Raw genomic sequence first — 21,449 nt, 5'->3', positions numbered from 1 at the left:
ATCAGCGCTCCGAAAGCTGTTCGATTGTCAGGTTCTCGCCCGCGAACTGGGCGATTTCGTCGTCCGTTACACCGCCCGTCAAATAACGGTACAGGCGCTCCAGTGCGATGATGAACATCAGGCCGCCGGTGAACATGCCGATGCCATAGACCCAGATCATCGAAAGCTTGGTGACGGGAGCATGCATGCTGGCATTGATGCCGGACTGCTTCCAGGTTCCCCAGAAGAAGATGGCGGAACAGGCCAGAATGATGATGTTCGATACGATCATGCAGACGATGCGGGCGCGGCGCGACAGGAACATCACGAGCGTTTCGATGCCCATGTGGCTGTTCTCGCGGAAGGTCAGCACGGCGCCGAGGAATGTCAGCCACACGAAGAAATAGCGCGACAGTTCTTCCGAGACGTTGATGCCGGAATTCATCGTGTAACGCATGACGACGTTGACGAAGACCATGATCGACATGCCGGCAAGCAGCAGGACGAGGATGATTTCGAGAATCCGGTAAAAGAGATTGATGGTCTTTTGCATTTTCCCCTCCCGAAGAAATATTTAGAGCAATCCTCGTTTCGCGAGGTTGCGCATCAGAGCCACGGTGCCGAATGTCCATTCCGGGCATTCGTCTGTTGTCGTGACCCAGTTGATCAACTTGCCGAGCTTGGGTGTCGAGATTTCGACGCGGTCACCCTTGGAATGGGTGAAGCCGAGACCCGGCCCATGGCGGTCCTTCACCGGCGCGAACATCGTGCCGAGGAAAAAGACAGCGCCGTCAGGATATTGATGGTTGCGGTTCAAGAGCTGGGACGCGAGGTTTTCCGGCGTGCGGCTGATCGCCTGCATCGCGCTGACGCCCGTCATGGTGAAACCGTCTTCACCTTCGACGAGAAGCGAAATCTGCGCCTTCTTCACGTCTTCAATGGTGAAGTTGCCGTCGAACAGGCGGATGAAAGGGCCGATCGCGCAGGAGGCATTATTGTCCTTCGCCTTGCTGAGCAGGAGGGCGGACCGGCCTTCGAAATCGCGCAGGTTGACGTCGTTGCCAAGGGTCGCGCCGATGATGCGGCCGTCGGAGGTGATAGCCAGCACCACTTCCGGCTCGGGATTGTTCCACTGCGATTTCGGGTGAACGCCGATCAGCGCGCCGCAGCCGACGGAGGCCATGGCCTGCGCCTTGGAGAATATTTCCGCGTCCGGGCCGATGCCGACTTCCAGATATTGCGACCAGAGGCCCATTTCCTGGAGCAGCTTCTTGACCTCGGCGGCCTTCTCGGAGCCGGCCTCAAGTCCCCTCAGATTGTCGCCGAGAACCGGCGCCAGCCGTCCGCGGATTTCCTGCGCGCGCAGCGGGTCGCCCTTGGCCTGTTCCTCGATCACCCGTTCCAGCATGCTGTCGGCGAAGGTGACGCCGGCGGCCTTGACGGCCTGAATGTCGTTGGGGGCAAGAAGCTCACCGGCGGAACCGTCCAGAAACGCATCAAGCGCGCCGAGCGCCACGAAAGTGCTGGTGTCGGCAAGCTGTTCCACCAGATCCGTCTTTTCCAGAAGCTCGGACATGGTAGGGGAAAGCGAGGTGAGGTCATAAAGCACGCCACCCTTGAGCAAGACAGGGCAGGGGCCGCCTTCGCTTTTCGACCAGACGCGGCCGACGAGCAGCGCGTTTTCGAAATCGTCGGGCAAAATTGCGGTAGCGTCGATAGACCTTGTGCCGGTCATGTAGTCCTCCCCTTCAGCACCCGACAGGCCGCCTCCTGCGGTCTTATTGTCTGGATGTCTGACAACCTAATCTCATTCTTCTTAGTATGACTTTTGCGACGAGTCTAGCGGTGCATTAGACAAAAATTCGCGTTATTCGCCATCCCCATTCAACAAATGCGGCGAAGCTGTCCTATAGCTTCAATACCAACAGCGTCCAAAGGTCAGAAGATGTCGAGATCGATGTTCAGCCGTCGGGCAGCGCCTAAAATGTGCTGGCGCATGGCATCGCGCGCCAGCGCAACATTTCGCGATGCAATTGCCTCCCGCAGCACGACATGCTCGTTTATGGTAATTTCAAGTATTTCGCCGTAAACGGCCCGCGAAAAAGCGGTATTGATTGCCGAACTAATGCGTTGGGCAATGAAGCCGAGAAAAATCAGGAAATATTCATTACCCGTGGCTTCCGCCATGGTGCGATGGAAATCGAGATCGGCTTCCACCCCGTCCTTAGACCATTCGATAGCATTGCGCATGCCGTAAATGGCCTTGTCGAACCTTTCGAGATGTTCGGGTTTGTGATGCAATGCGGCGAGACCGGCCGCATCGATCTCCAGCGACATTCGAAGTTGCATCAGGTCCCGAAAGTTTTCGGGATCGTTGAGCGTCGATTGCTCGATCCGGATCGACAATCGTTGTCGAGGATCGGTCACAAAGGCTCCGACCCCTTGCCGTGTCTCGACGAAACCTTCGTTGCGCAGTTGCGCGATGGCTTCGCGAATGACCGAGCGGCTGACGCCGAAGGTTTTTGCCAGAACATGTTCCGTCGGCAGCCTGTCGCCCGGCCCGAGTTTCGAATCATTGATCTCGCGAGCGATCTCTGCGGCGATACGGCCGGGCAGGTGATCGTTGCGATGTATCTGATTGAACTCCAGCGTCATGATTGCTCCCGTTCCACAAAAACGATTGGTTCGTTTTTCCGCGGCGACGACTTCCTCCTTCGCCACCAGCGGGTTTTCAAAGGCGGCGTGTTCAACCGCCTTTGTTATTTCTCGATTAGCTATCCGGTTGCAGGCTTATCTGGCAACCGGGATTCATCCGCAAATCGGGATCGAAGGCGTTTTTCAAACCCGTGATCATCCGACGCTGTACATCCGATAGCCGGCTTTCGAAATCGGAGCGTTTCAGGCGGCCAATACCGTGTTCGGCGCTGATGCTGCCGACGTAACGGTCGAGGACCTCGTTTACGAGCCTCTTGGACTTGTAGATAAAGGCCTCACGCTCCTCGGGTGTCGCGCCGTTGGGCGGCAGCACGTTGAGGTGGACGTTGCCGTCTCCGACGTGGCCGTAGGAAACTGCAAGGCACTCAGGTAGTTTTTCCGCGAGTTCGGCTTCCGCCTCGGCTACGAAAGCCGCGAGTTTTGAGAGCGGCACTGAAATATCGGTGCGCATATGGCTGCCGCGCAGCGCCTGACCTTCGTTCATGCCCTCGCGGAACAGCCAGAGCGACTGCGCCTGAGCGCGGGAGGAGGCGATGACGCCATCCAGCACCAAGCCATCTTCCATAACGCCCTCGAGGAAACGCCCCATAAGGTCGGCCGTATCCACCAGGCCGGAGCCGGAAATCTCCATCAGCACATAGGCCGGATAATCGCTGGCGATCGGCATTTTGAGGTCGGGTATCGCTTCGATTGCCAGCGTGAAGGCGACAGGCGGCATGAATTCGAATGCGGACATCAGGTCGCAGCATTCGCGGCGGGCGCGGCGGTAAAGCTTGATGGCGTCATCAAGCGAATTGAGGCCGAGCAGCGCCGTTTCGACATGTTCGGGATTGGGGTAGAGCTTGACCGCAACGGCGGTAATAATGCCGAGCGTTCCTTCCGCGCCGATGAAAAGCTGCTTCAGGTCGATGCCGCGATTGTCCTTGCGCAGCGTCGACAGGCCATTCCAGATGGTGCCATCCGGCAATACCACTTCGAGACCCAGCACCAGTTCGCGGGTCATACCATAACGCAGGACATTGATACCCCCGGCATTGGTGGAGACGTTGCCGCCGATGCGGCAACTGCCCTGCGCGCCAAGTGACAGTGGGAAGAACATGCCCTTGTCCTGAACCGCATCCTTGAATTCCGAGAGAATGCAGCCGGCTTCGACCACGGCCGAAAAATCGTCACCATCTATGGTGCGGATAGCATTCATACGCTCGAGGCTCAGCACGACCTGATGTTTCGGCGCATCGGGAATGCCGCCGAGCACCAGTCCGGTATTGCCGCCCTGGGGGATGATGGCGAGGCCGAGTTCGGCGCAGGCGAGCACCGTATCGGAGACTTCCTTGGTCGAGCGGGGGCGGATGACGGCCACGGCTGAACTGGTAACGTCGCCGTGCCAGTCACGGCAATAACGCAGCATGTCTTCCTGGGACGTCAGCAGCAAGGCTTCCCCCAGTCTGTTTTTCAACGAGAATCGCAATTCCTCGATATCGTGTTCGCTCACGACCGTCATTCCACCCTCTCCGTCCAATCCGCCCTAAAATATCCGGGCAAGAGTCTTTCGCCCTTGCTTTTACCGGTTTGTGAAAAATACTATTTTCAATCGGATCATATAAGGTTATCAGACAACCTTACAAGCTAATTTATCGGTCGCCAGGCCGATGATGATTTTCGGTCCCGGGAGAATGGCCGGGACATAGAGGAGGAAGACATGCATATTGCAATCATCGGCGCCGCAGGCATGGTTGGCCGTAAGCTGACGCAGCGTCTCGTCAAGGATGGATCGCTCGGCGGCAAGCCGGTCGAGAGTTTCACGCTCATCGACGTGTTCCAGCCTGAAGCGCCCGCCGGTTTTTCCGGTGCGGTCGATGCGCGCGCGGCCGATCTGTCGGCGCCGGGCGAAGCCGAAAAGCTGGTCGAAGCCCGTCCTGATGTCATCTTCCACCTTGCCGCCATCGTCTCCGGCGAAGCCGAGCTGGATTTCGACAAGGGCTACCGCATCAATCTCGACGGCACGCGTTATCTTTTCGACGCCATCCGCATTGCCAATGGCAAGGACGGTTACAAGCCGCGTGTGGTCTTCACCTCTTCGATCGCCGTCTTTGGTGCGCCGCTGCCCTATCCGATCCCGGATGAATTCCACACCACACCACTGACCAGCTACGGCACACAGAAGGCAATCTGCGAGCTATTGCTGTCCGATTACAGCCGCCGCGGTTTCTTTGACGGTATCGGCATCCGCCTTCCCACCATCTGCATTCGTCCCGGCAAGCCGAATGCGGCTGCTTCCGGCTTCTTCTCCAATATCCTGCGTGAGCCGCTGGTTGGCCAGGAAGCGGTTCTGCCGGTGCCGGAAAGTATTCGCCACTGGCATGCGTCGCCGCGTTCCGCCGTCGGTTTCCTTCTCCATGGTGCAACAATCGACGTGGAAAAGGTCGGCCCGCGCCGCAACCTTTCCATGCCGGGTCTCAGCGCCACCGTTGGCGAACAGATCGAGGCGTTGCGCAAAGTGGCCGGTGAACAGGCCGTTGCCCTCATCCGCCGCGAGCCGAACGAGATGATCATGCGCATGTGCGAAGGCTGGGCTCCCGGTTTCGAAGCCAAGCGTGCCCGGGAGCTCGGCTTCACGGCTGAAAGCTCGTTTGAGGAAATCATTCAGGTTCATATCGAGGACGAGCTGGGAGGTTCACTGAAATGAGTGTTGGCCGGGAGGAGAGGAAGCGGTTGGTTGCCTTTATCGGCACGGGCCTGATGGGTGGGCCGATGGCCCGGCGGTTGCTGGGTGCGGGCTTTTCTGTTTCGGTCTGGAACCGCAGCGTCGATAAGGCGCAGGCGCTGGTTGCCGATGGTGCGGTTCTGGCAGCGTCGCCGGCGGAGGCCGCCAAGGGTGCTGATATCGTCATCACCATGCTGAGCGACGGCAAGGCCGTGGGCGAAGTGCTGTTCGAGGCGGGCGTGGCCGACGCGCTGAAAAAGGGTGCTGTCGTGATCGACAGCAGTTCGATCGCACCGCCGATTGCGCGCGAACATTCCTCACGGCTTGAAGCGCTCGGCATTCATCACGTCGATGCGCCGGTTTCCGGTGGTGTGCCCGGTGCAACGGCCGGCACGCTCGCCATTATGGCGGGTGGGGACGAGGCATTGATATCAGGACTTGCAGATGTCTTCGCACCGATGGGCCGGTTTACCTATGTCGGTCCTTCGGGTGCGGGCCAGCTCTGCAAGCTCGCCAACCAGCAGATCGTCGCCATCACCATCGGCGCGGTTGCCGAGGCCATGATGCTGGTGGAAGCGGGCGGCGCCTCCCGTGAAGGGTTCCGCAATGCCATACGCGGCGGTTTTGCCGAAAGCCGGATACTGGAACTGCATGGCGAACGCATGGTGAAGCGCAATTTCGTGCCGGGCGGTCCTTCCAAGTTCCAGCTCAAGGATCTGAACGGCGTGCTGGCAACGGCGAAGGATTTGTCCCTGACGCTGCCGCTCACCCAGCAGGTCACGCGGGAATTCGATGATTTCGTCGGCGATGGCGGGGCCGATATCGACCATAGCGGCATCCTGCTTTACCTCGAAAAACTCAACAACCGGGAACAGGGCTGAAGCGATCTCATGAGCGACGACAAGATACCCATGCGCCGCCTGCGATCCCAGGACTGGTTCGACAACCCCGATCATCTCGACATGACGGCTCTTTATCTGGAGCGCTTCATGAATTACGGCGTGACGCCGGAAGAGTTGCGTTCCGGCAAGCCGGTCATCGGCATCGCGCAGAGCGGCAGCGACCTGACGCCCTGCAACCGCGTCCATGTGGAACTGGTCAAACGGGTGCGCGACGGCATTCGCGATGCGGGCGGCATCCCGATCGAGTTTCCGACGCATCCGATGTTCGAAAACTGCAAGCGTCCGACGGCGGCGTTGGATCGCAATCTTGCTTATCTCAGCCTCGTGGAAGTGCTTTACGGCTACCCGCTCGATGGTGTCGTTCTGACAACCGGTTGCGACAAGACCACGCCTTCGGCGCTGATGGCGGCGAGCACGGTGGATATTCCCGCCATCGTGCTTTCCGGCGGGCCGATGCTGGACGGGTATCATGACGGCGACCTGGTCGGTTCCGGCACGGTCATCTGGCGCATGCGCCGCAAATATGGTGCGGGTGAAATTACCCGCGAGGAGTTTTTGCAGGCGGCGCTGGAATCGGCTCCGTCGGTCGGCCATTGCAACACCATGGGCACGGCCTCCACCATGAATGCGATTGCCGAAGCGCTCGGCATGTCGCTCACCGGCTGCGGAGCTATCCCGGCCGCTTACCGCGAGCGCGGCCAGATGGCCTATCGCACCGGCCGTCGTGCCGTCGAACTGGTTGTCGAGAATATCAAGCCTTCCGACATCATGACACGCGAAGCGTTCCTGAATGCGATCCGTGTCAATTCGGCGATTGGCGGTTCCACCAACGCGCAGCCGCATCTGGCGGCCATGGCCAAACATGCGGGCGTAGAGCTTCGCGAAGAGGACTGGCAGGTCCACGGTTATGACATTCCGTTGCTGGCCAATGTGCAGCCGGCCGGCAAATGGCTGGGCGAAAAATATCACCGCGCCGGCGGCACGCCCGCCATCATGTGGGAGCTTTTGCAGGCGGGCAAGCTTGACGGAAGCTGTCCGACCGTGACCGGCAAGACCATGGCGGAAAATCTGGAAGGACGGGAATCGACCGACCGCGACGTGATCCTGCCCTATGACAGGCCGCTCAAGGAGCGCGCCGGCTTTCTCGTTCTCAAGGGCAATCTCTTCGATTTCGCCATCATGAAGACAAGCGTGATCTCGGCGGAATTCCGCCAGCGTTATCTGAGCGAACCGGGCCGCGAAGGCATCTTCGAAGGCAAGTGCGTCGTGTTCGATGGTTCGGAGGATTATCATGCCCGCATCAACGATCCCTCACTTGATATTGACGAGCGCACCATTCTCGTCATTCGCGGTGCCGGGCCGCTCGGCTGGCCGGGCTCGGCCGAGGTCGTCAACATGCAGCCGCCGGATGCGCTTCTGAAAAAGGGCATTACCAGCCTGCCGACGATCGGCGACGGCCGGCAATCGGGAACGGCGGACAGCCCGTCGATCCTCAACGCTTCCCCGGAAAGTGCAGCAGGTGGCGGGCTGGCATGGCTGCGCACCGGCGATGTCATCCGCATCGACTTCAACAAGGGTGAGTGCAACGCGCTGGTGCCGGAAGCGGAGCTTGATGCTCGCAAGGCCGATGGCATTCCTGCCGTGCCCGCGGACGCGACGCCCTGGCAGCGCATCTATCGTCAATCGGTGACCCAGCTTTCGGACGGTGCAGTGCTGGAAGGCGCTGCGGATTTCCGCCGGATTGCCGAAAAAATGCCCCGGCACAATCACTGACCGAACAAGACAAAACCCCCGGCCAAGACCGGGGGTTTTTCTTTTGGAGGCGGTTTCGCATTTGATTGCGACCTCCTAATGTAGCCCGCGATTCCACGTTACATCCGCTTACCGGGGGCAGGGCATGACAGATATTTCGATGATCGAGGCGGCGCGTGAGCGCATCGGCAATCATGCGGTGCGAACACCGCTCGTCTCATCGCCTTTTCTGGATGAGATCGCCGGGCGAAAGCTGTTCGTGAAGGCGGAATGCCTGCAAAGGACGGGGTCCTTCAAGTTTCGCGGCGGCTGGTCAGCGGTGTCCGGCCTGCCGGCGGAGGTGCGCGCCAAAGGGGTGATCGCCTTCTCCTCCGGCAACCATGCGCAGGGCGTGGCCCTTGCAGCCCGCCTGCACGGCGTGCCCGCCGTCATCATCATGCCGTCGGATGCGCCGAAGATCAAAATCGACAATACCCGCGCCTATGGCGCAGAAGTGGTGCTTTATGATCGGGCAAATGAGGATCGCGACGCCATCGGTGACCGGCTGTCGGGTGAACGCGGGCTGACGCTGATCAGACCTTTCGACGAACCGCTGGTCATTGCCGGGCAGGGGACCGTGGGGCTGGAAATTGCCGAACAGGGTGCTGAACTGGGCATCGGCGCGGCCGAGGTTCTGGTGCCCTGCGGCGGCGGCGGCCTGACCTCCGGCATCTCGCTCGCACTGGCCGCGAAAGCCCCCAACTACAAGGTCAGGACGGCGGAACCCGAGCACTTTGACGATGTGGCGCGCTCGCTTGCATCCGGCAGGATAGAGCGCAATGCGACGACATCAGGCTCGCTCTGCGATGCGATCATCACGCCGCAGCCCGGCAACATCACCTTTCCGATTATGGCCGGGCTCTGCGGAAAAGGCATTGCCGTGACCGAGGAGGAGGCGCTAAGGGCCATGGTGCTCGCCTTCAACCGGCTGAAGGTCGTCGTTGAGCCGGGCGGTGCGGTTGCCCTCGCGGCCGCCCTGTTCCACGGAGACGCCTTGGAAAGCGATACGGTGATCGCCGTCGCCTCCGGCGGCAATGTCGATCCCGGGATCATGGCGGATGCGCTGTCACGCTTCGGCTGAAGTTGCGGCTGACATCAGGCGTCAAGCCGTGCCGCGATCTCGCCGGCGATCGCCAGCGACGCGGTCAGGCCGGGGCTTTCGATGCCGAACAGATTGACGAGGCCGGGAAGACCATGGGTTTCCGGCCCGTCGATGCGAAAGTCCATGGCCGGTTCCTCCGGTCCGGAAATCTTCGGGCGAATGCCGGCATAGGCCGGAATGAGCGCGTGTTCAGGCAGGCCCGGCCAATAACGCCTGATGGCGTCGCCGAAACCCTCCATGCGGCGGGGATCGACGGCATAGTCGATGGTATCAACCCATTCCACATCCGGCCCGAACCGGGCCTGACCGGCGAGATCCAGTGTCAGGTGCACGCCGAGGCCGTGGGTGTGCGGCGCAGGATAGATCAGCCGGGAAAAAGGCGATTTGCCTGTCAGCGAGAAATAGCTGCCCTTGGCGAAACGTGCCTGCGGGATCGCCTCTGACGGCAGTCCCTCGATCATGGCTGCCACTATCGGCGCGACAAGGCCGGCGGAATTGATAAGCAGCCGGCATGTAAGGCTGACAGGGTCTTTGCCGCCGACATGAACCCGGAAACCTTCACCGATCGCTTCCGCCCTTTCGAACGGCGCGTTGAGCGCAAGGGCCGCGCCATGGTCTTCCGCCTCGCCAAGCAGCGCCAGCATATAGCCGTGGCTGTCGATGATGCCCGTCGAGGGTGAAAGCAGGGCTGAGCTGCAGGCAAGGGCAGGCTCGAGTGAAAGCGCGTGTCGTTGGTCGATCAGATCCAGATCGTCGCAGCCATTGGCTTTGCCTCTTTCGCTGAGGGCGACGAGCAGGGGCGTTTCATCCTCGCTCGTGGCGACGATGAGTTTACCGCAGCGGCGGTGTGCAACGCCGTGGCTCTCGCAAAAGTCATAAAGCCGCCGCCTGCCCTCGACACAGAGCCTCGCCTTGAGGCTTCCGGCTGGATAATAAAGCCCCGCATGGATGACTTCGCTATTGCGGGACGAAGTGGCCGAACCGAACTCCTTTTCGCTTTCCAGAATGATGACGGAGAGGCCGCGCATCGACAATTCGCGGGCCGTCGCAAGCCCGATCACGCCCGCTCCGATGATGATGGCGTCGATATCGATCATGTCTTCCTGTCCACGGAAGGACCGTTTGAACGAACTCCCTCCCGCCGCGTTAATAGTTCGTGATGGGTAGATTGATGCTTGTTGGGAGGCAAGTGACGACCCCTATTTTTCCCAATTGGCACTTCTTATGGAATTTTATCTCTACTGAAACAGTGGGGAATAAAGCTATTCTCTACCCCAGATGAGCAATGCCCGTTTGAAGGGCCGAGCAGGAAGGGAGTGTACAATGTCTTATTCCAAGGCAGGAAAAGTAAAAGACTTTGTTTCTCAGCCCCAGTCGCCACGCAACTGGAAAGATTCGGTTCATGCGGCTCTTGTCGGCGTGTGCGTGGCTTTCGTCGCTGCCGTCATATTTGGTCTCGTTCCCTGATCCTCCCGAATTTTCAGGCAACTTGAGAATAAAGGCCGGTCGCTCCTCCGACCGGCCTTTTCATGTTTATCGGGCCTTCAGATAATCCTCTGCCAGATCCACCCAGAAGGCGGTTCCGACCGGCAGAATATCGTCGTTGAAATCGAATTTCGGATGGTGCAGCGGCGGATCGTTATCAGTACGCGCCGTGCCGAGGAAGAAATAGCAGCCTGGCCGCTTCTCCAGCATGTAGGCGAAGTCTTCCGCGCCCATCGACGGGCGTTGCATCTCGGCCACCTTTTCCGGTCCGGCAAATCGGCGGGCAAGATCGGCAACATAGTCCGTTTCCGCCGTGTGGTTGACGGTTGCGTTATAACCGCGCTCGTAGTCGATGATCACACTCATGCCGTAGCTTGCCGCCTGGCCTTCGGCGATGGCCCGGATACGCTTTTCCAGCTCGTCACGCACGCCCGGATCGAAGGAGCGGATGGTCAGCAGCATCTCCGCCGTTTCGGGAATGACGTTGCTCGCCACGCCGGCATGGAATGCGCCCACGGTGACGACGGCCGACAGTTGCGGATGGATGTTGCGGGATACCACTGTCTGCAATGCCATGATGATGCTTGCACCGGCAACGATGGGATCGGCCGCATCCTGCGGTTCGGCGCCGTGGCCGCCATAACCCTTGACGGTGATCCTGCATTCGTCGACGGCGGCAAGGATCGGTCCGTCGCGCAGCACGAACTGCCCAAAGGGCAGGCCGGGATCATTATGCAGGGCAAAGACCGCATCGCAGGGGAAGCGCTCGAACAGGCCGTCCTCGATCATGATGCGGGCGCCGCCGAAATTCTCCTCCGCCGGCTGGAAGATCAGATGCAGGGTGCCGTCGAAATTCCTGCGTTCGGCAATGATCTTCGCCGCTCCCAGCAGCATGGCGGTATGGCCATCGTGACCGCAGGCGTGCATCACGCCTTGATGGGTGCTTGCATAGTCCGCCCCGGTTTCCTCGTGGATCGGCAGCGCGTCAATGTCGGCGCGAATGCCGAGCGTGCGGCTGCTGTCACCATTGCGGAGCGTCGCCACAATGCCGGTTCCGGCGAGCCCGCGTGTCACCTCGTAGCCCATTTCCACCAGCTGTTCGGCAATGAAATCCGATGTCTTGAATTCCGAAAGGCCGATCTCGGGATGACGATGCAGATGACGGCGGATCGCCACCACGTCAGGCATATGGTTGGCAAAGGAGGCAATGTGTGCGGTCTGTATGGTCATTTTCGAAGTCCCTGGCTACGCCGCTTTTTTCCAGCGTCTTTTGCAAATGGCATAGCAGCATAAGTGTGCGCATGTAAGAGGTGTGTCGGGAGCCGAAAGCCCTTGAAATTCGGCGCTTGCATCGCATCGCGACAGGTGGCATGGAACTATTGATGTCCTGGGGCATTAGCTCCTTTCGGATGTAGCGCAGGCTCTATCGGTCTCGCGTTGCCCTTCAGGTGTCAAAGGGGGACTATCGGACGTTGCGCCAACAATTTTCGCCGTGGGGGAAGGTGAGAAATCCGGTGGGAACGGCTTTGCCGGGCCGGAGGACAAAATTTTCTTGTCGTCGAAACCCCGTTGTTCGCACCAATCCCCGGCTTTGCAAGGATATGCGGCGGACTGCGCCGCCAAATGCCATGCCTGAGGATATTCACCGTTTAACCATCCGTTTCCTGAGGCGGCTTACCCGGTTCACCGAAGGTTCAGGATAAGTCATAAATATAGCGTGGCCCGATTTCGTGCGCGTTCCCGCCGTGAACGAAATGCCGGTCAAGTCGAACAAGTTTCCATACAGTTCAGAATACGAGCCCGATGTCATTTCATATCACCCCGACCGCCGCCGCCCGTGATTCCGAGACGAAGCAGATCGATCACAACGATTCGATCCGCGCGTCCTATATGACGATCGAGGAACTGCATGATGCCGGCGCCGCGCTTTCCCGCGACGGTGCCGACAGTCTTCCCGGCTTCATGGAATTCGATTTCTTCGAGCGTCACCGCGAGAACGAAAAGGAAATCCTGCGGGTCTACCGCACGACGGCCGTCGATGCGGAAAATGGCGCGACGATCACGCCGGCGGCGGAATGGCTGCTCGACAACCATTACGTCATCGAAGAGGCGATCCAGGAAGTGCGCCGCGATTTTCCGCGCAAATTCTATCGCCAGCTGCCGACGATGACGGTGGGCGGTGTGACGATCCCGCGGGTCATGGCGCTCGGCTGGCTTTATGTTGCCTACACGCACAGCACGGTTTCGCGTGAGAACATGACAGCCCTGGTGGATGGCTACCAGACGTCGAAGACGCTGCAGATCGGCGAATTGTGGGCGCTGCCGTCGATCATCCGTTTCGTCCTCATCGAAAATCTCCGCCGCATCTCCATCCGTGTGGAGCGCTCGCGTCGCATGCGCCAGAAAGCGAACGAAGTCGTTGACGAGATCATCCGGCTGAACGACGCCGAAGCGTCTGCGGCGCTTCTGAAGCAGGTGGATTCGCTGGTTGATGATCCGACCTTTGCGACGCAGTTCCTTTATCGCCTGCGCAACGGTTCGCAGACATCGGGCTTCGCCGTTGCCTGGCTAGAAGAGCGCCTGCATGCCGCCGGCACGGATGCCGAAAACGTCATGATGTCGGAACATAACCGGCTGGCGTCCGGCAATGTGACAATGGGCAATATCGTCAAGAGCCTGCGGGAAATCGACGATACCGAATGGTCGGTTTGGTTCGAGGAAGTCAGCCATATCGACAAGGTCTTGCGCGAGGAGACCGACTACGAGATTCTCGATTTCGGTTCGCGCAACACCTATCGTAACACGATCGAGCTTCTGGCGCGCCGCTCACCCAAGACCGAAGTGGAGGTTGCGCGTGCCGCCGTCGAAATGGCGCGCTCCGATCTGCCTGCAGGCGCTGACGAAAACCATCGCGTCAATGTCGGTTCGGTGCTCGTCGGTCAGCGCCGGTTCGAGCTTGAAAAGGCGCTGGGGTATCGGCCGCTCGCGTCGCAACACATCGTCCGCTCGATGCGCAAGTTCAATTGGCTCGCCATCGCCGCGCCGGTGCTTCTCATCACGGCGGTCGCCATGCTTGCGGTCGGCTGGTTCCTGGCAAAAGCGGGCATGCCCTGGTATGTCGTCACCGCCTTCCTGCTGATGTTCGCATTGCCGGCATCCGAAGGTGCTACCGGCCTCTTCAACACCCTCGTCACCTTCTTCGTGAAGCCGTTCCGGCTCGTCGGATACGAATTCAAGAACGGCATTCCGGAGGATGCCCGCACATTGCTTGCCGTGCCCTGCATGCTGACCAGCCGCGACAGCGTCGACGAGATGATGCGCAATATCGAGGTGCATTATCTCGCCAATCCGCATGGCGAAATCTATTTCTCGTTGGTGAGCGACTGGCGTGATGCGCAATATGAGCAGTCCGATGATGACATCGAGATTCTCGACTATGCCAAGCGCGAGCTTGCGGCGCTGAACAGCCGTTATGCGTTTGACGGCAAGACACGTTTTTACCTGCTGCATCGCCGCCGCATCTATAATTCGGCCGAAGGCTGCTGGATGGGCTGGGAGCGCAAGCGCGGCAAGCTGCATGAGTTGAACATGCTGCTGCGCGGCGACAAGGATACGACCTTCCTTGGCGGTGCGAATATCGTGCCGGCCGATGTCAAATATGTCATGACGCTCGATGCCGATACGCGCCTGATGCGCGACGCGGTCACCAAGCTCGTCGGCAAGATGCACCACCCGATCAACCGCCCCAAGATCGATCCAGAATCTGGTCGCGTCGTGGAAGGTTACGGCCTGTTGCAGCCGCGTGTTACGCCTTCGCTGACGACCGGCAAGGACGCCTCCGTCTTCCAGCGCGTCTTCTCGATCAATCGCGGCATCGATCCCTATGTCTTTACCGTGTCCGATGTCTATCAGGACCTGACCTCCGAAGGCACCTTCACCGGCAAGGGTCTTTACGACGTGGATGCCTTCGAAGCGGCGCTGAAGGGCCGGATCGAAGAGAACTCCATCCTCAGCCACGATCTGCTCGAAGGCTCCTTCGCGCGCTGCGCGCTGGTGACCGATGTGGAACTCGTCGAGGATTTCCCGACCCGCTACGAGGTGGAAGTCTCGCGCCAGCATCGCTGGGCCCGTGGTGACTGGCAGCTGCTTCCCTTCATACTTGACCGTGCCCGTGGCGTTACCGCCATCGGCCGCTGGAAGATGGTCGACAATCTGCGTCGCTCGCTGACGCCGATCGCCTGGTTCTTCGCCTCGATCCTCGGCTGGTATTTCATGGATCCGCTCGGCGCGCTGATCTGGCAGATTCTGCTGATCTTCTCGCTGTTCGTCGCGCCCACGCTTTCGCTGCTTTCCGGCCTCGTGCCGCGTTCCACCGACATCGTGCCGCAGGCGCATTTCCACACCATCTGGTCGGAAATCCGCGCCACCAATGCGCAGGTTGCGCTGCGTATCGTCTTCATCGCCGATGCCGCCTGCATGATGACGGATGCGATTGTCCGTTCGCTTTATCGCCTGCTCGTCAGCCACAAGCTGATGCTGGAATGGCGCACGGCCGCCAGCATGCAGTCCAGTGCGCAGGGCAGCATCATCGACTATTATCGCCAGATGTGGCATGCGCCCGTCGTGGCGATGCTCGGCCTTCTGTTTGCAGCGCTGCCGGGCGACAATGCCTTCCTGATCGGCATTCCCTTCACGCTGCTCTGGGTTCTGTCTCCCGCCGTTGCCTGGTATGTCAGCCAGTCGGCTGAAACCGAAGACCGGCTGTTCGTTTCCGAACACGTTTCCTTCGAACTGCGCAAGATCGCCCGCCGCACCTGGCGTTATTACGAGGCTTTCGTAACGCCGCAGGAAAACCACCTGCCACCGGACAATTTCCAGGAAACGCCGGAGCCGATCGTTGCTTCGCGCACCTCGCCCACCAATATCGGCGTTTATCTGCTTTCCATCATTTCGGCGCGCCAGTTCGGCTGGATCAGCTTTGCCGATACGCTGGAGCGGATCGAAAACACGATCCAGACCGTCGAGAAGATGGAGAAGCATCGCGGCCATCTCTACAACTGGTATCACACCGACACCTTGCAGACGCTGGGACCGCGTTATGTTTCGGCGGTGGACAGCGGCAACCTCGCCGGCCACCTGATTGCGGTTTCATCTGCCTGCCGTGACTGGGCGGAAGCACCCTCGGCCCATCTTCAGGGCAATCTGGATGGTATTGGTGATGTCGCCGGCATTCTGCGCGAAACGCTGAAGACCCTCCCCGACAACCGCAAGACCCTGCGTCCGCTGCATCGCCGTCTCGAAGAGCGTATCATCGGCTTCTCCAATGCGCTCGCCTCCGTCAAGCGCGAGCATGAATTCGCCTCGATCCGCGTCATCAATCTTGCGGTTCTGGCACGCGATATCCAGAAACTCGCGACCAATGTCGATCATGAGGTGAAGTCCGCGCAGAGCGCGGAAGTGACCCGCTGGGCGCAATTGCTGGTGGAATCCTGCGAAGCGCATATTTCCGACAGCGCCATCGACCTCACCAATATGGAGCCGCTGCGCCAGCGTCTCGCATCGCTGCGCGACCGCAGCCGCAACCTCGCCTTCTCGATGGACTTCACCTTCCTTTACCGCAAGGATCGTCGTCTTCTTTCGATCGGCTATCGTGTCGAAAGCAAGGAGCTGGACGAGGCCTGCTATGACCTTTTGGCCTCCGAATGCCGCCTGACCAGCTTGTTTGCCATCGCCAAGGGCGATTTGCCGACCGAGCACTGGTACCGTCTCGGCCGCCAGGTCGTGCCGATCGGCGCGCAGGGCGCGCTGGTCTCCTGGTCGGGCTCGATGTTCGAATATCTGATGCCGCCGCTCGTCATGCAGGAGCGTCAGGGTGGTATTCTCAACCAGACCAACAATCTGATCGTCAAGGAACAGATGAACCATGGCCGTCGTCTCGGCACGCCATGGGGCATTTCCGAAGCGGCGTTCAACGCCCGCGATCACAACATGAATTACCAGTACACCAACTTCGGTGTGCCGACCCTTGGCCTCAAGCGCGGCCTTGGCCAGAATGCGGTGATCGCGCCCTACGCGTCTATTCTCGCCAGCCAGTATGATCCTGATGGCGCGCTTGAGAACCTCGACAAGCTGCGCAAGCTTGGTGCGCTTGGCCAGTATGGTTTCCACGATGCGGTGGACTTCACGCCGACGCGTGTGCCTGACGGCAAGGTCTGCGCGGTGGTCTACAACTATTATGCGCACCACCACGGCATGTCGATTGCGGCCGTTGCCAACGTCGCCTTCGATGGCGTGCTGCGCGAACTCTTCCATTCCGATCCGGTGATCGAGGCGGCCGAACTGCTGCTGCAGGAAAAGGCGCCGCGCGAAGTGCCGGTCATGAGCGCCAAATACGAGCCGGAAACCCCCGGCAAGGAACAGGCCGACCTGTTGCGTGCGGAAGTACGCTCCATCGCCGATCCGGCGGCGCGCGACCGCGAAGTGGTGTTCCTCTCGAACGGCCATTATTCGACGATGCTCACCTCGACGGGGGCGGGTTATTCGAAGTGGAACGGACAGGCGATTTCTCGCTGGAAGGCGGATCCGACCGATGATCGGTGGGGCACCTTCATCTTCCTGCGCGACACCACCAATGGACAATGGTGGAGTGCGACGGCTGAGCCGCGTGTCATCGAGGGTGAAAAGACCAAGACGATCTTCACCGATGACAAAGCCGAGTTTCACAAGACAATAGGCGATCTGCAGAGTGTTGTCGAATGCATCGTCGCCACCGAGCATGATGCCGAAGGCCGCCGTATCACCCTGCTGAATGTCGGTTCCGAGGATCGCTACATTGAAGTGACCTCCTATATGGAGCCGGTCATCGCCTCCGAGGATGACGACAACGCCCATCCGCTGTTTTCGCGCATGTTCGTGCAGACGGAGATCGGTCGGCGTGGGGATGTCATCCGCGCCTGGCGCAACCGCCGCAGCCCGAATGAACCCGGCACTATCATCGCGCATCTCGCCGCCGACAATGCCGGCCCGTCGCGCCCGACGGAATTTGAGACTGATCGCGCCAAGTTCATCGGTCGCGGCCGGTCGTTGCGCGAAGCGGCGGCATTCGATGCCGGTGCGACGCTTTCCAGCAGCGATGGCTTCACGCTCGATCCGATCCTGTCGCTGCGTCGCACCGTGCGCGTGCCGGCGGGCAAGAAGGTCAGCGTGATTTTCTGGACGATTGCCGCGCCAAGCCGCGAGGAAGTCGATAAGGCGATTGACCGTTATCGTCATCCGGATGCTTTCGCCCATGAACTTGTGCATGCCTGGACACGCACGCAGGTGCAGATGCGCCATGTGGGCGTCACCTCGCAGCAGGCGGCCGCCTTCCAGCATCTCGGCCGTTATCTGACCTATCCCGACATGCATCTGCGTGCGGATTCGGAAACGCTGAAAACGGGCCTCGCTTCGCAGCGCGCCCTATGGCCGCTTGCCATTTCGGGCGATTTCCCGATCTTCAGCCTGCGCATCAACGACGATATGGACATGGATATTGCCCGTGAGGCGCTGAGCGCCCACGAATATCTGCGCTCGCGCGGCGTGATCTTCGATCTCGTCATCGTCAACGAACGGGCTGCGTCCTATGCACAGGACATGCAGCATGCGCTCGATCATATTTCCGAGACGCAACGCCGCATCAATCCTGCCGATGGCGGTCGCCCGCACGTCTTCTCCGTGCGCCGCGACCTGATGGACGAAGAGACGTGGAGCGCGCTTCTCGCCGCTTCCCGCGTCGTGCTGCATGTGCGCAACGGCAAGATCGTCGACCAGATCAACCGCGCGGTCTCGCTGTTTGCGGCCAATCGCGGTCCTGACGGCGCGTCTGATGCTGCGCAGGCGCGTCTGCCCGTGCCAACCTTCCCGGTTGCGGAGCCGGTCGAGGATGCGGGCGATCTCGATTTCTGGAACGGTTTTGGCGGCTTCGCCAAGAACGGCCAGGAATATGTGGTGCGCCTCAATGGCGGCCAGTCGACGCCACATCCGTGGATCAACGTCATCTCGAACGAGAATTTCGGCTTCCATATTTCGGCCGAAGGTGCCGGGTTCAGCTGGAGCCGCAATTCGCGCGACTATCAGCTGACGCCCTGGACCAATGACCCTGTCATCAACCGGCCGGGTGAAGCCTTCTATGTCGCCGATGTGGAAACAGGAAAGCTCTATACGCCCTGTGCCGCGCTGTCGCGCGATCCCGAAGCCATGTTCGAAACCCGCCATGGTCTCGGTTATTCCATCCTGACCGGCGTGGCGGATACGCTCGAAGTCGAGCTGACGCAGACCGTTGACCGTGAAAAACCGGTCAAGTTCTCGCAGGTCATCGTGCGCAACAAGGGTTCGAAAAGCCGCCGTCTGAAGGTCTATGCCTATGTGGAGTGGGTGCTCGGCAATAACGGTCAGAAATCCGCGCCGTTCATCCTGAGCAGACATGATGCGGGCAGCAACGCGATCTTCGCGTCGAACCCCTACAGCATCGACTATAGCGCCCGCACTTCGTTCCTGACACTCGACAGCGAGGCAAGCGGCTTCACGACCAGCCGCCGGGAATTTATCGGCCGCTTCGGTTCGGCACAGGCGCCGCAGGGCATCGTATCAGGTGCGGCGCTGAGCGGCACCACCGAGGTCGATGGTGATCCCTGCGCGGCACTGATGCAGGAAATACACCTGAAGCCCGGCGAAGAACGGCACATGACCTTCATTCTCGGCGATGCCGACAATGCGGAAGAGGCTGAAGCGCTGGTGAAAGATGCACGCCAGGCGGACTTCCAGACGGTACTGGACGCGAGCAAGGCATTCTGGACCGGCTTCACCGGCCAGCTGCAGGTCTCCACGCCCGATGCAGGCTTCAACCACATGGTCAATAACTGGCTGCCCTATCAGGCGCTGGCCTGCCGCATTCTGGCGCGTACCGCCTTTTACCAGTCGAGCGGCGCCTTCGGCTTCCGTGACCAGTTGCAGGATACGCTGGCCTTCCTGCTCTACCAGCCGGATCTCGCCCGCAAGCAGATCCTGCGCGCGGCAGGCCGCCAGTTCCCGGAAGGCGACGTGCAGCACTGGTGGCTGCCGCTGACGGGGGCCGGTGTCCGCACGACGATCTCCGATGACGTGGTCTGGCTCGCTTATGCGATCAACCAATATGTCTCGGCGACGGGCGACACCGCCATCCTGGACGAGAGCATTCCGTTCCTCAAGGGGCCGGCATTGATGCCCGGTCAGCACGATGCTTTCTTCCAGCCGGAAACGAGTGACAGATCTGCCACGCTTTACGAACATGCGGCGCTGGCGCTCGATCTCGCCATTCACCGAACCGGGGAGAACGGCCTGCCGCTCATCCTCGGCGGCGACTGGAACGACGGCATGAACCGTGTGGGCGTCGGCGGCAAGGGCACGAGCGTCTGGCTTGGCTGGTTCCTGTCCGGTGCGCTCCGCGATTTCATCGGGATCGCCGAGAAACGCGGCGATACCGACCGGGTCGGAAAGTGGGCATCGCATCGCGAAAAGCTGCGCAATGTTCTCGAAACAGCCGGCTGGGACGGCAGCTATTATCGTCGCGGTTACTTCGATGACGGCACGCCGCTCGGTTCTGCCGAAAGCGAGGAATGCCGGATCGATTCGCTCGGCCAGAGCTGGAGCGTTCTCTCCGGTGAGGGTGAGGAAGGCCGTTCACGCCAGGCGATGGATGCCGTCATGGAGCATCTGGTCGATGAAAAGACCGGCATCATCCGGTTGTTCACCCCGCCCTTCTCGCGTGCGCCGCATGATCCGGGCTACATCAAGGGATATCCGCCGGGTGTGCGCGAAAACGGCGGACAATATACCCATGCGGCGACCTGGGTGGTTCTTGCGCTTGCCAAGCAGGGCCGTGCACAGGAGGCCTGGAATTGCTTCAAGCTTCTCAACCCCGTCAATCACGCACTCGATGCGGCATCGTCGGAAACCTATCGGGTCGAACCCTATGTGGTGACCGCGGATGTTTACGGTGAAGGCGCCTATGCCGGCCGGGGCGGCTGGAGCTGGTACACTGGCTCCGCCGGCTGGCTCTACCGTGCCGCTGTCGAGGGTATTCTCGGCATCACCCGTACCGACGGCAAGCTGCATATTTTGCCGTCGCTACCGGAAGACTGGAACGGTTTCTCGATCAGGGTCACGCTCGACGGCAAGGCAAGAGACATCGTCGTCAGCCGCAAGGCAGGTACAGCGGGCGTCTCGGTGTCCGTCGATGGCAATGACCTGGCGGCCGGTGATGGGGTGATCCCTTTCGACTGAGACGGCATGTCCATGTTCGCCCTTAAAATCAGGCCCCTGCGGTGACGCAGGGGCCTGATCTTTTGTGGGCAGCCTTTGCTTCGGCTTCGGTATGCTCAACCGCCTTCGAAATCACCAGCTGAAGATCAGCGAGGCCGGATTGTTAGGTCATGATGGTCAATCACTTCGGGCAGAGACAGCGGTCGCGCGCGAGCCATTCCCCAAAAGATGTTCCATGGCAGGAAGCCGGCGCACGTATGGTCCGTTTCAGAAAACGACCGTAGCGCTGGGGTCTCCGTGGCTTCTCGGTAAACTCGGCGGGTGGGGGAGGGGGGCTTTGCAGTTCAGTGCATCTTTCACAGAGATCGCCGCAGGCTTTGTTGCCTTCTTAGGGAAGGTCCTTCCCTTCGGGCAGATTTGGCTGGCGAACTTTTTGGCGGGAATTCTCCGATAGGCGATCCATGCTTCGCCGGTCTAGGGAAAGCGGGCAAAG

General features: G+C 60.2%; 12 protein-coding genes. 6 read left to right on the top strand and 6 right to left on the bottom strand.

All coding sequences use genetic code 11. From position 1 onward, the window contains the following. Nucleotide 1 precedes the first annotated feature (1 nt). The 4 genes from CFBP5499_RS12910 to CFBP5499_RS12895 form a co-directional block, all read right to left on the bottom strand. Nucleotides 2-532, bottom strand: coding sequence for a TRAP transporter small permease (locus tag CFBP5499_RS12910; protein ID WP_080827057.1), 531 nt, complete (start codon nt 530-532; stop codon nt 2-4). A 21-nt stretch (nt 533-553) separates the two neighbouring features. Continuing rightward, nucleotides 554-1,714 carry a fumarylacetoacetate hydrolase family protein gene (locus CFBP5499_RS12905; RefSeq protein WP_080827058.1) on the bottom strand — a complete coding sequence of 387 codons (1,161 nt, stop codon included), beginning with the start codon at nt 1,712-1,714 and terminating at the stop codon, nt 554-556. A 203-nt stretch (nt 1,715-1,917) separates the two neighbouring features. After that, entirely contained in the window at nt 1,918-2,634 is a 717-nt protein-coding gene (locus CFBP5499_RS12900) for a FadR/GntR family transcriptional regulator (RefSeq protein ID WP_080827560.1), read from the bottom strand. Between the two features lie 115 nt (nt 2,635-2,749). Beyond that, nucleotides 2,750-4,195: an FAD-binding oxidoreductase gene (locus tag CFBP5499_RS12895; protein WP_080827059.1), complete on the bottom strand. Its 1,446-nt coding sequence runs from the start codon at nt 4,193-4,195 to the stop codon at nt 2,750-2,752. A gap of 198 nt (nt 4,196-4,393) precedes the next feature. On the opposite strand from CFBP5499_RS12895, the gene denD reads away from it, so the two are divergent. The 4 genes from denD (at nt 4,394) to CFBP5499_RS12875 (ending at nt 9,172) form a co-directional block, all read left to right on the top strand. Next, complete coding sequence (gene denD / locus CFBP5499_RS12890; RefSeq protein ID WP_080827060.1) at nt 4,394-5,380, top strand: D-erythronate dehydrogenase; 987 nt, start codon at nt 4,394-4,396, stop codon at nt 5,378-5,380. Then, nucleotides 5,377-6,279 carry an NAD(P)-dependent oxidoreductase gene (locus CFBP5499_RS12885; protein ID WP_080827061.1) on the top strand — a complete coding sequence of 301 codons (903 nt, stop codon included), beginning with the start codon at nt 5,377-5,379 and terminating at the stop codon, nt 6,277-6,279. The genes denD and CFBP5499_RS12885 overlap by 4 nt, the downstream gene beginning before the upstream one ends. Nucleotides 6,280-6,288: 9 nt before the next feature. Next, a complete protein-coding gene (locus CFBP5499_RS12880) occupies nt 6,289-8,073 on the top strand; it encodes an IlvD/Edd family dehydratase (RefSeq protein WP_080827062.1) in 1,785 nt (594 codons plus the stop codon). A gap of 124 nt (nt 8,074-8,197) precedes the next feature. Beyond that, on the top strand, nt 8,198-9,172 hold the full coding sequence (locus tag CFBP5499_RS12875) for a threonine ammonia-lyase (RefSeq protein ID WP_080827063.1): 975 nt from the start codon (nt 8,198-8,200) through the stop codon (nt 9,170-9,172). A gap of 14 nt (nt 9,173-9,186) precedes the next feature. Here CFBP5499_RS12875 and CFBP5499_RS12870 read toward each other — a convergent pair whose 3' ends face one another. After that, on the bottom strand, nt 9,187-10,290 hold the full coding sequence (locus CFBP5499_RS12870) for an NAD(P)/FAD-dependent oxidoreductase (RefSeq protein ID WP_080827064.1): 1,104 nt from the start codon (nt 10,288-10,290) through the stop codon (nt 9,187-9,189). A gap of 226 nt (nt 10,291-10,516) precedes the next feature. Here CFBP5499_RS12870 and CFBP5499_RS12865 point away from each other — a divergent pair, with 226 nt between their 5' ends. Beyond that, a complete protein-coding gene (locus CFBP5499_RS12865) occupies nt 10,517-10,660 on the top strand; it encodes a hypothetical protein (protein ID WP_003505150.1) in 144 nt (47 codons plus the stop codon). A gap of 66 nt (nt 10,661-10,726) precedes the next feature. Here the strand turns inward: CFBP5499_RS12865 and CFBP5499_RS12860 are convergent, their stop codons facing one another. Beyond that, a complete protein-coding gene (locus tag CFBP5499_RS12860) occupies nt 10,727-11,908 on the bottom strand; it encodes a M20 aminoacylase family protein (RefSeq protein WP_175416717.1) in 1,182 nt (393 codons plus the stop codon). Nucleotides 11,909-12,481: 573 nt separating this feature from the next. Here CFBP5499_RS12860 and CFBP5499_RS12855 point away from each other — a divergent pair. Continuing rightward, nucleotides 12,482-20,977, top strand: coding sequence for a GH36-type glycosyl hydrolase domain-containing protein (locus CFBP5499_RS12855; protein WP_080827066.1), 8,496 nt, complete (start codon nt 12,482-12,484; stop codon nt 20,975-20,977). Nucleotides 20,978-21,449: the final 472 nt, after the last annotated feature.

This window comes from Agrobacterium tumefaciens (assembly GCF_005221325.1).
In the GTDB taxonomy this organism is placed as follows: Bacteria; Pseudomonadota; Alphaproteobacteria; order Rhizobiales; family Rhizobiaceae; genus Agrobacterium.
Note: the sequence above shows the minus strand (reverse complement) of the source record. Positions and strands in the feature narration are given on the sequence as shown.

What these genes read in the sequence shown, in the direction of transcription:
- CFBP5499_RS12910 (WP_080827057.1), bottom strand. Translation starts at nt 532, where the DNA reads ATGCAAAAGACCATCAATCTCTTTTACCGGATTCTCGAAATCATCCTC.
- CFBP5499_RS12905 (WP_080827058.1), bottom strand. Translation starts at nt 1,714, where the DNA reads ATGACCGGCACAAGGTCTATCGACGCTACCGCAATTTTGCCCGACGAT.
- CFBP5499_RS12900 (WP_080827560.1), bottom strand. Translation starts at nt 2,634, where the DNA reads ATGACGCTGGAGTTCAATCAGATACATCGCAACGATCACCTGCCCGGC.
- CFBP5499_RS12895 (WP_080827059.1), bottom strand. Translation starts at nt 4,195, where the DNA reads ATGACGGTCGTGAGCGAACACGATATCGAGGAATTGCGATTCTCGTTG.
- denD (WP_080827060.1), top strand. Translation starts at nt 4,394, where the DNA reads ATGCATATTGCAATCATCGGCGCCGCAGGCATGGTTGGCCGTAAGCTG.
- CFBP5499_RS12885 (WP_080827061.1), top strand. Translation starts at nt 5,377, where the DNA reads ATGAGTGTTGGCCGGGAGGAGAGGAAGCGGTTGGTTGCCTTTATCGGC.
- CFBP5499_RS12880 (WP_080827062.1), top strand. Translation starts at nt 6,289, where the DNA reads ATGAGCGACGACAAGATACCCATGCGCCGCCTGCGATCCCAGGACTGG.
- CFBP5499_RS12875 (WP_080827063.1), top strand. Translation starts at nt 8,198, where the DNA reads ATGACAGATATTTCGATGATCGAGGCGGCGCGTGAGCGCATCGGCAAT.
- CFBP5499_RS12870 (WP_080827064.1), bottom strand. Translation starts at nt 10,290, where the DNA reads ATGATCGATATCGACGCCATCATCATCGGAGCGGGCGTGATCGGGCTT.
- CFBP5499_RS12865 (WP_003505150.1), top strand. Translation starts at nt 10,517, where the DNA reads ATGTCTTATTCCAAGGCAGGAAAAGTAAAAGACTTTGTTTCTCAGCCC.
- CFBP5499_RS12860 (WP_175416717.1), bottom strand. Translation starts at nt 11,908, where the DNA reads ATGACCATACAGACCGCACACATTGCCTCCTTTGCCAACCATATGCCT.
- CFBP5499_RS12855 (WP_080827066.1), top strand. Translation starts at nt 12,482, where the DNA reads ATGTCATTTCATATCACCCCGACCGCCGCCGCCCGTGATTCCGAGACG.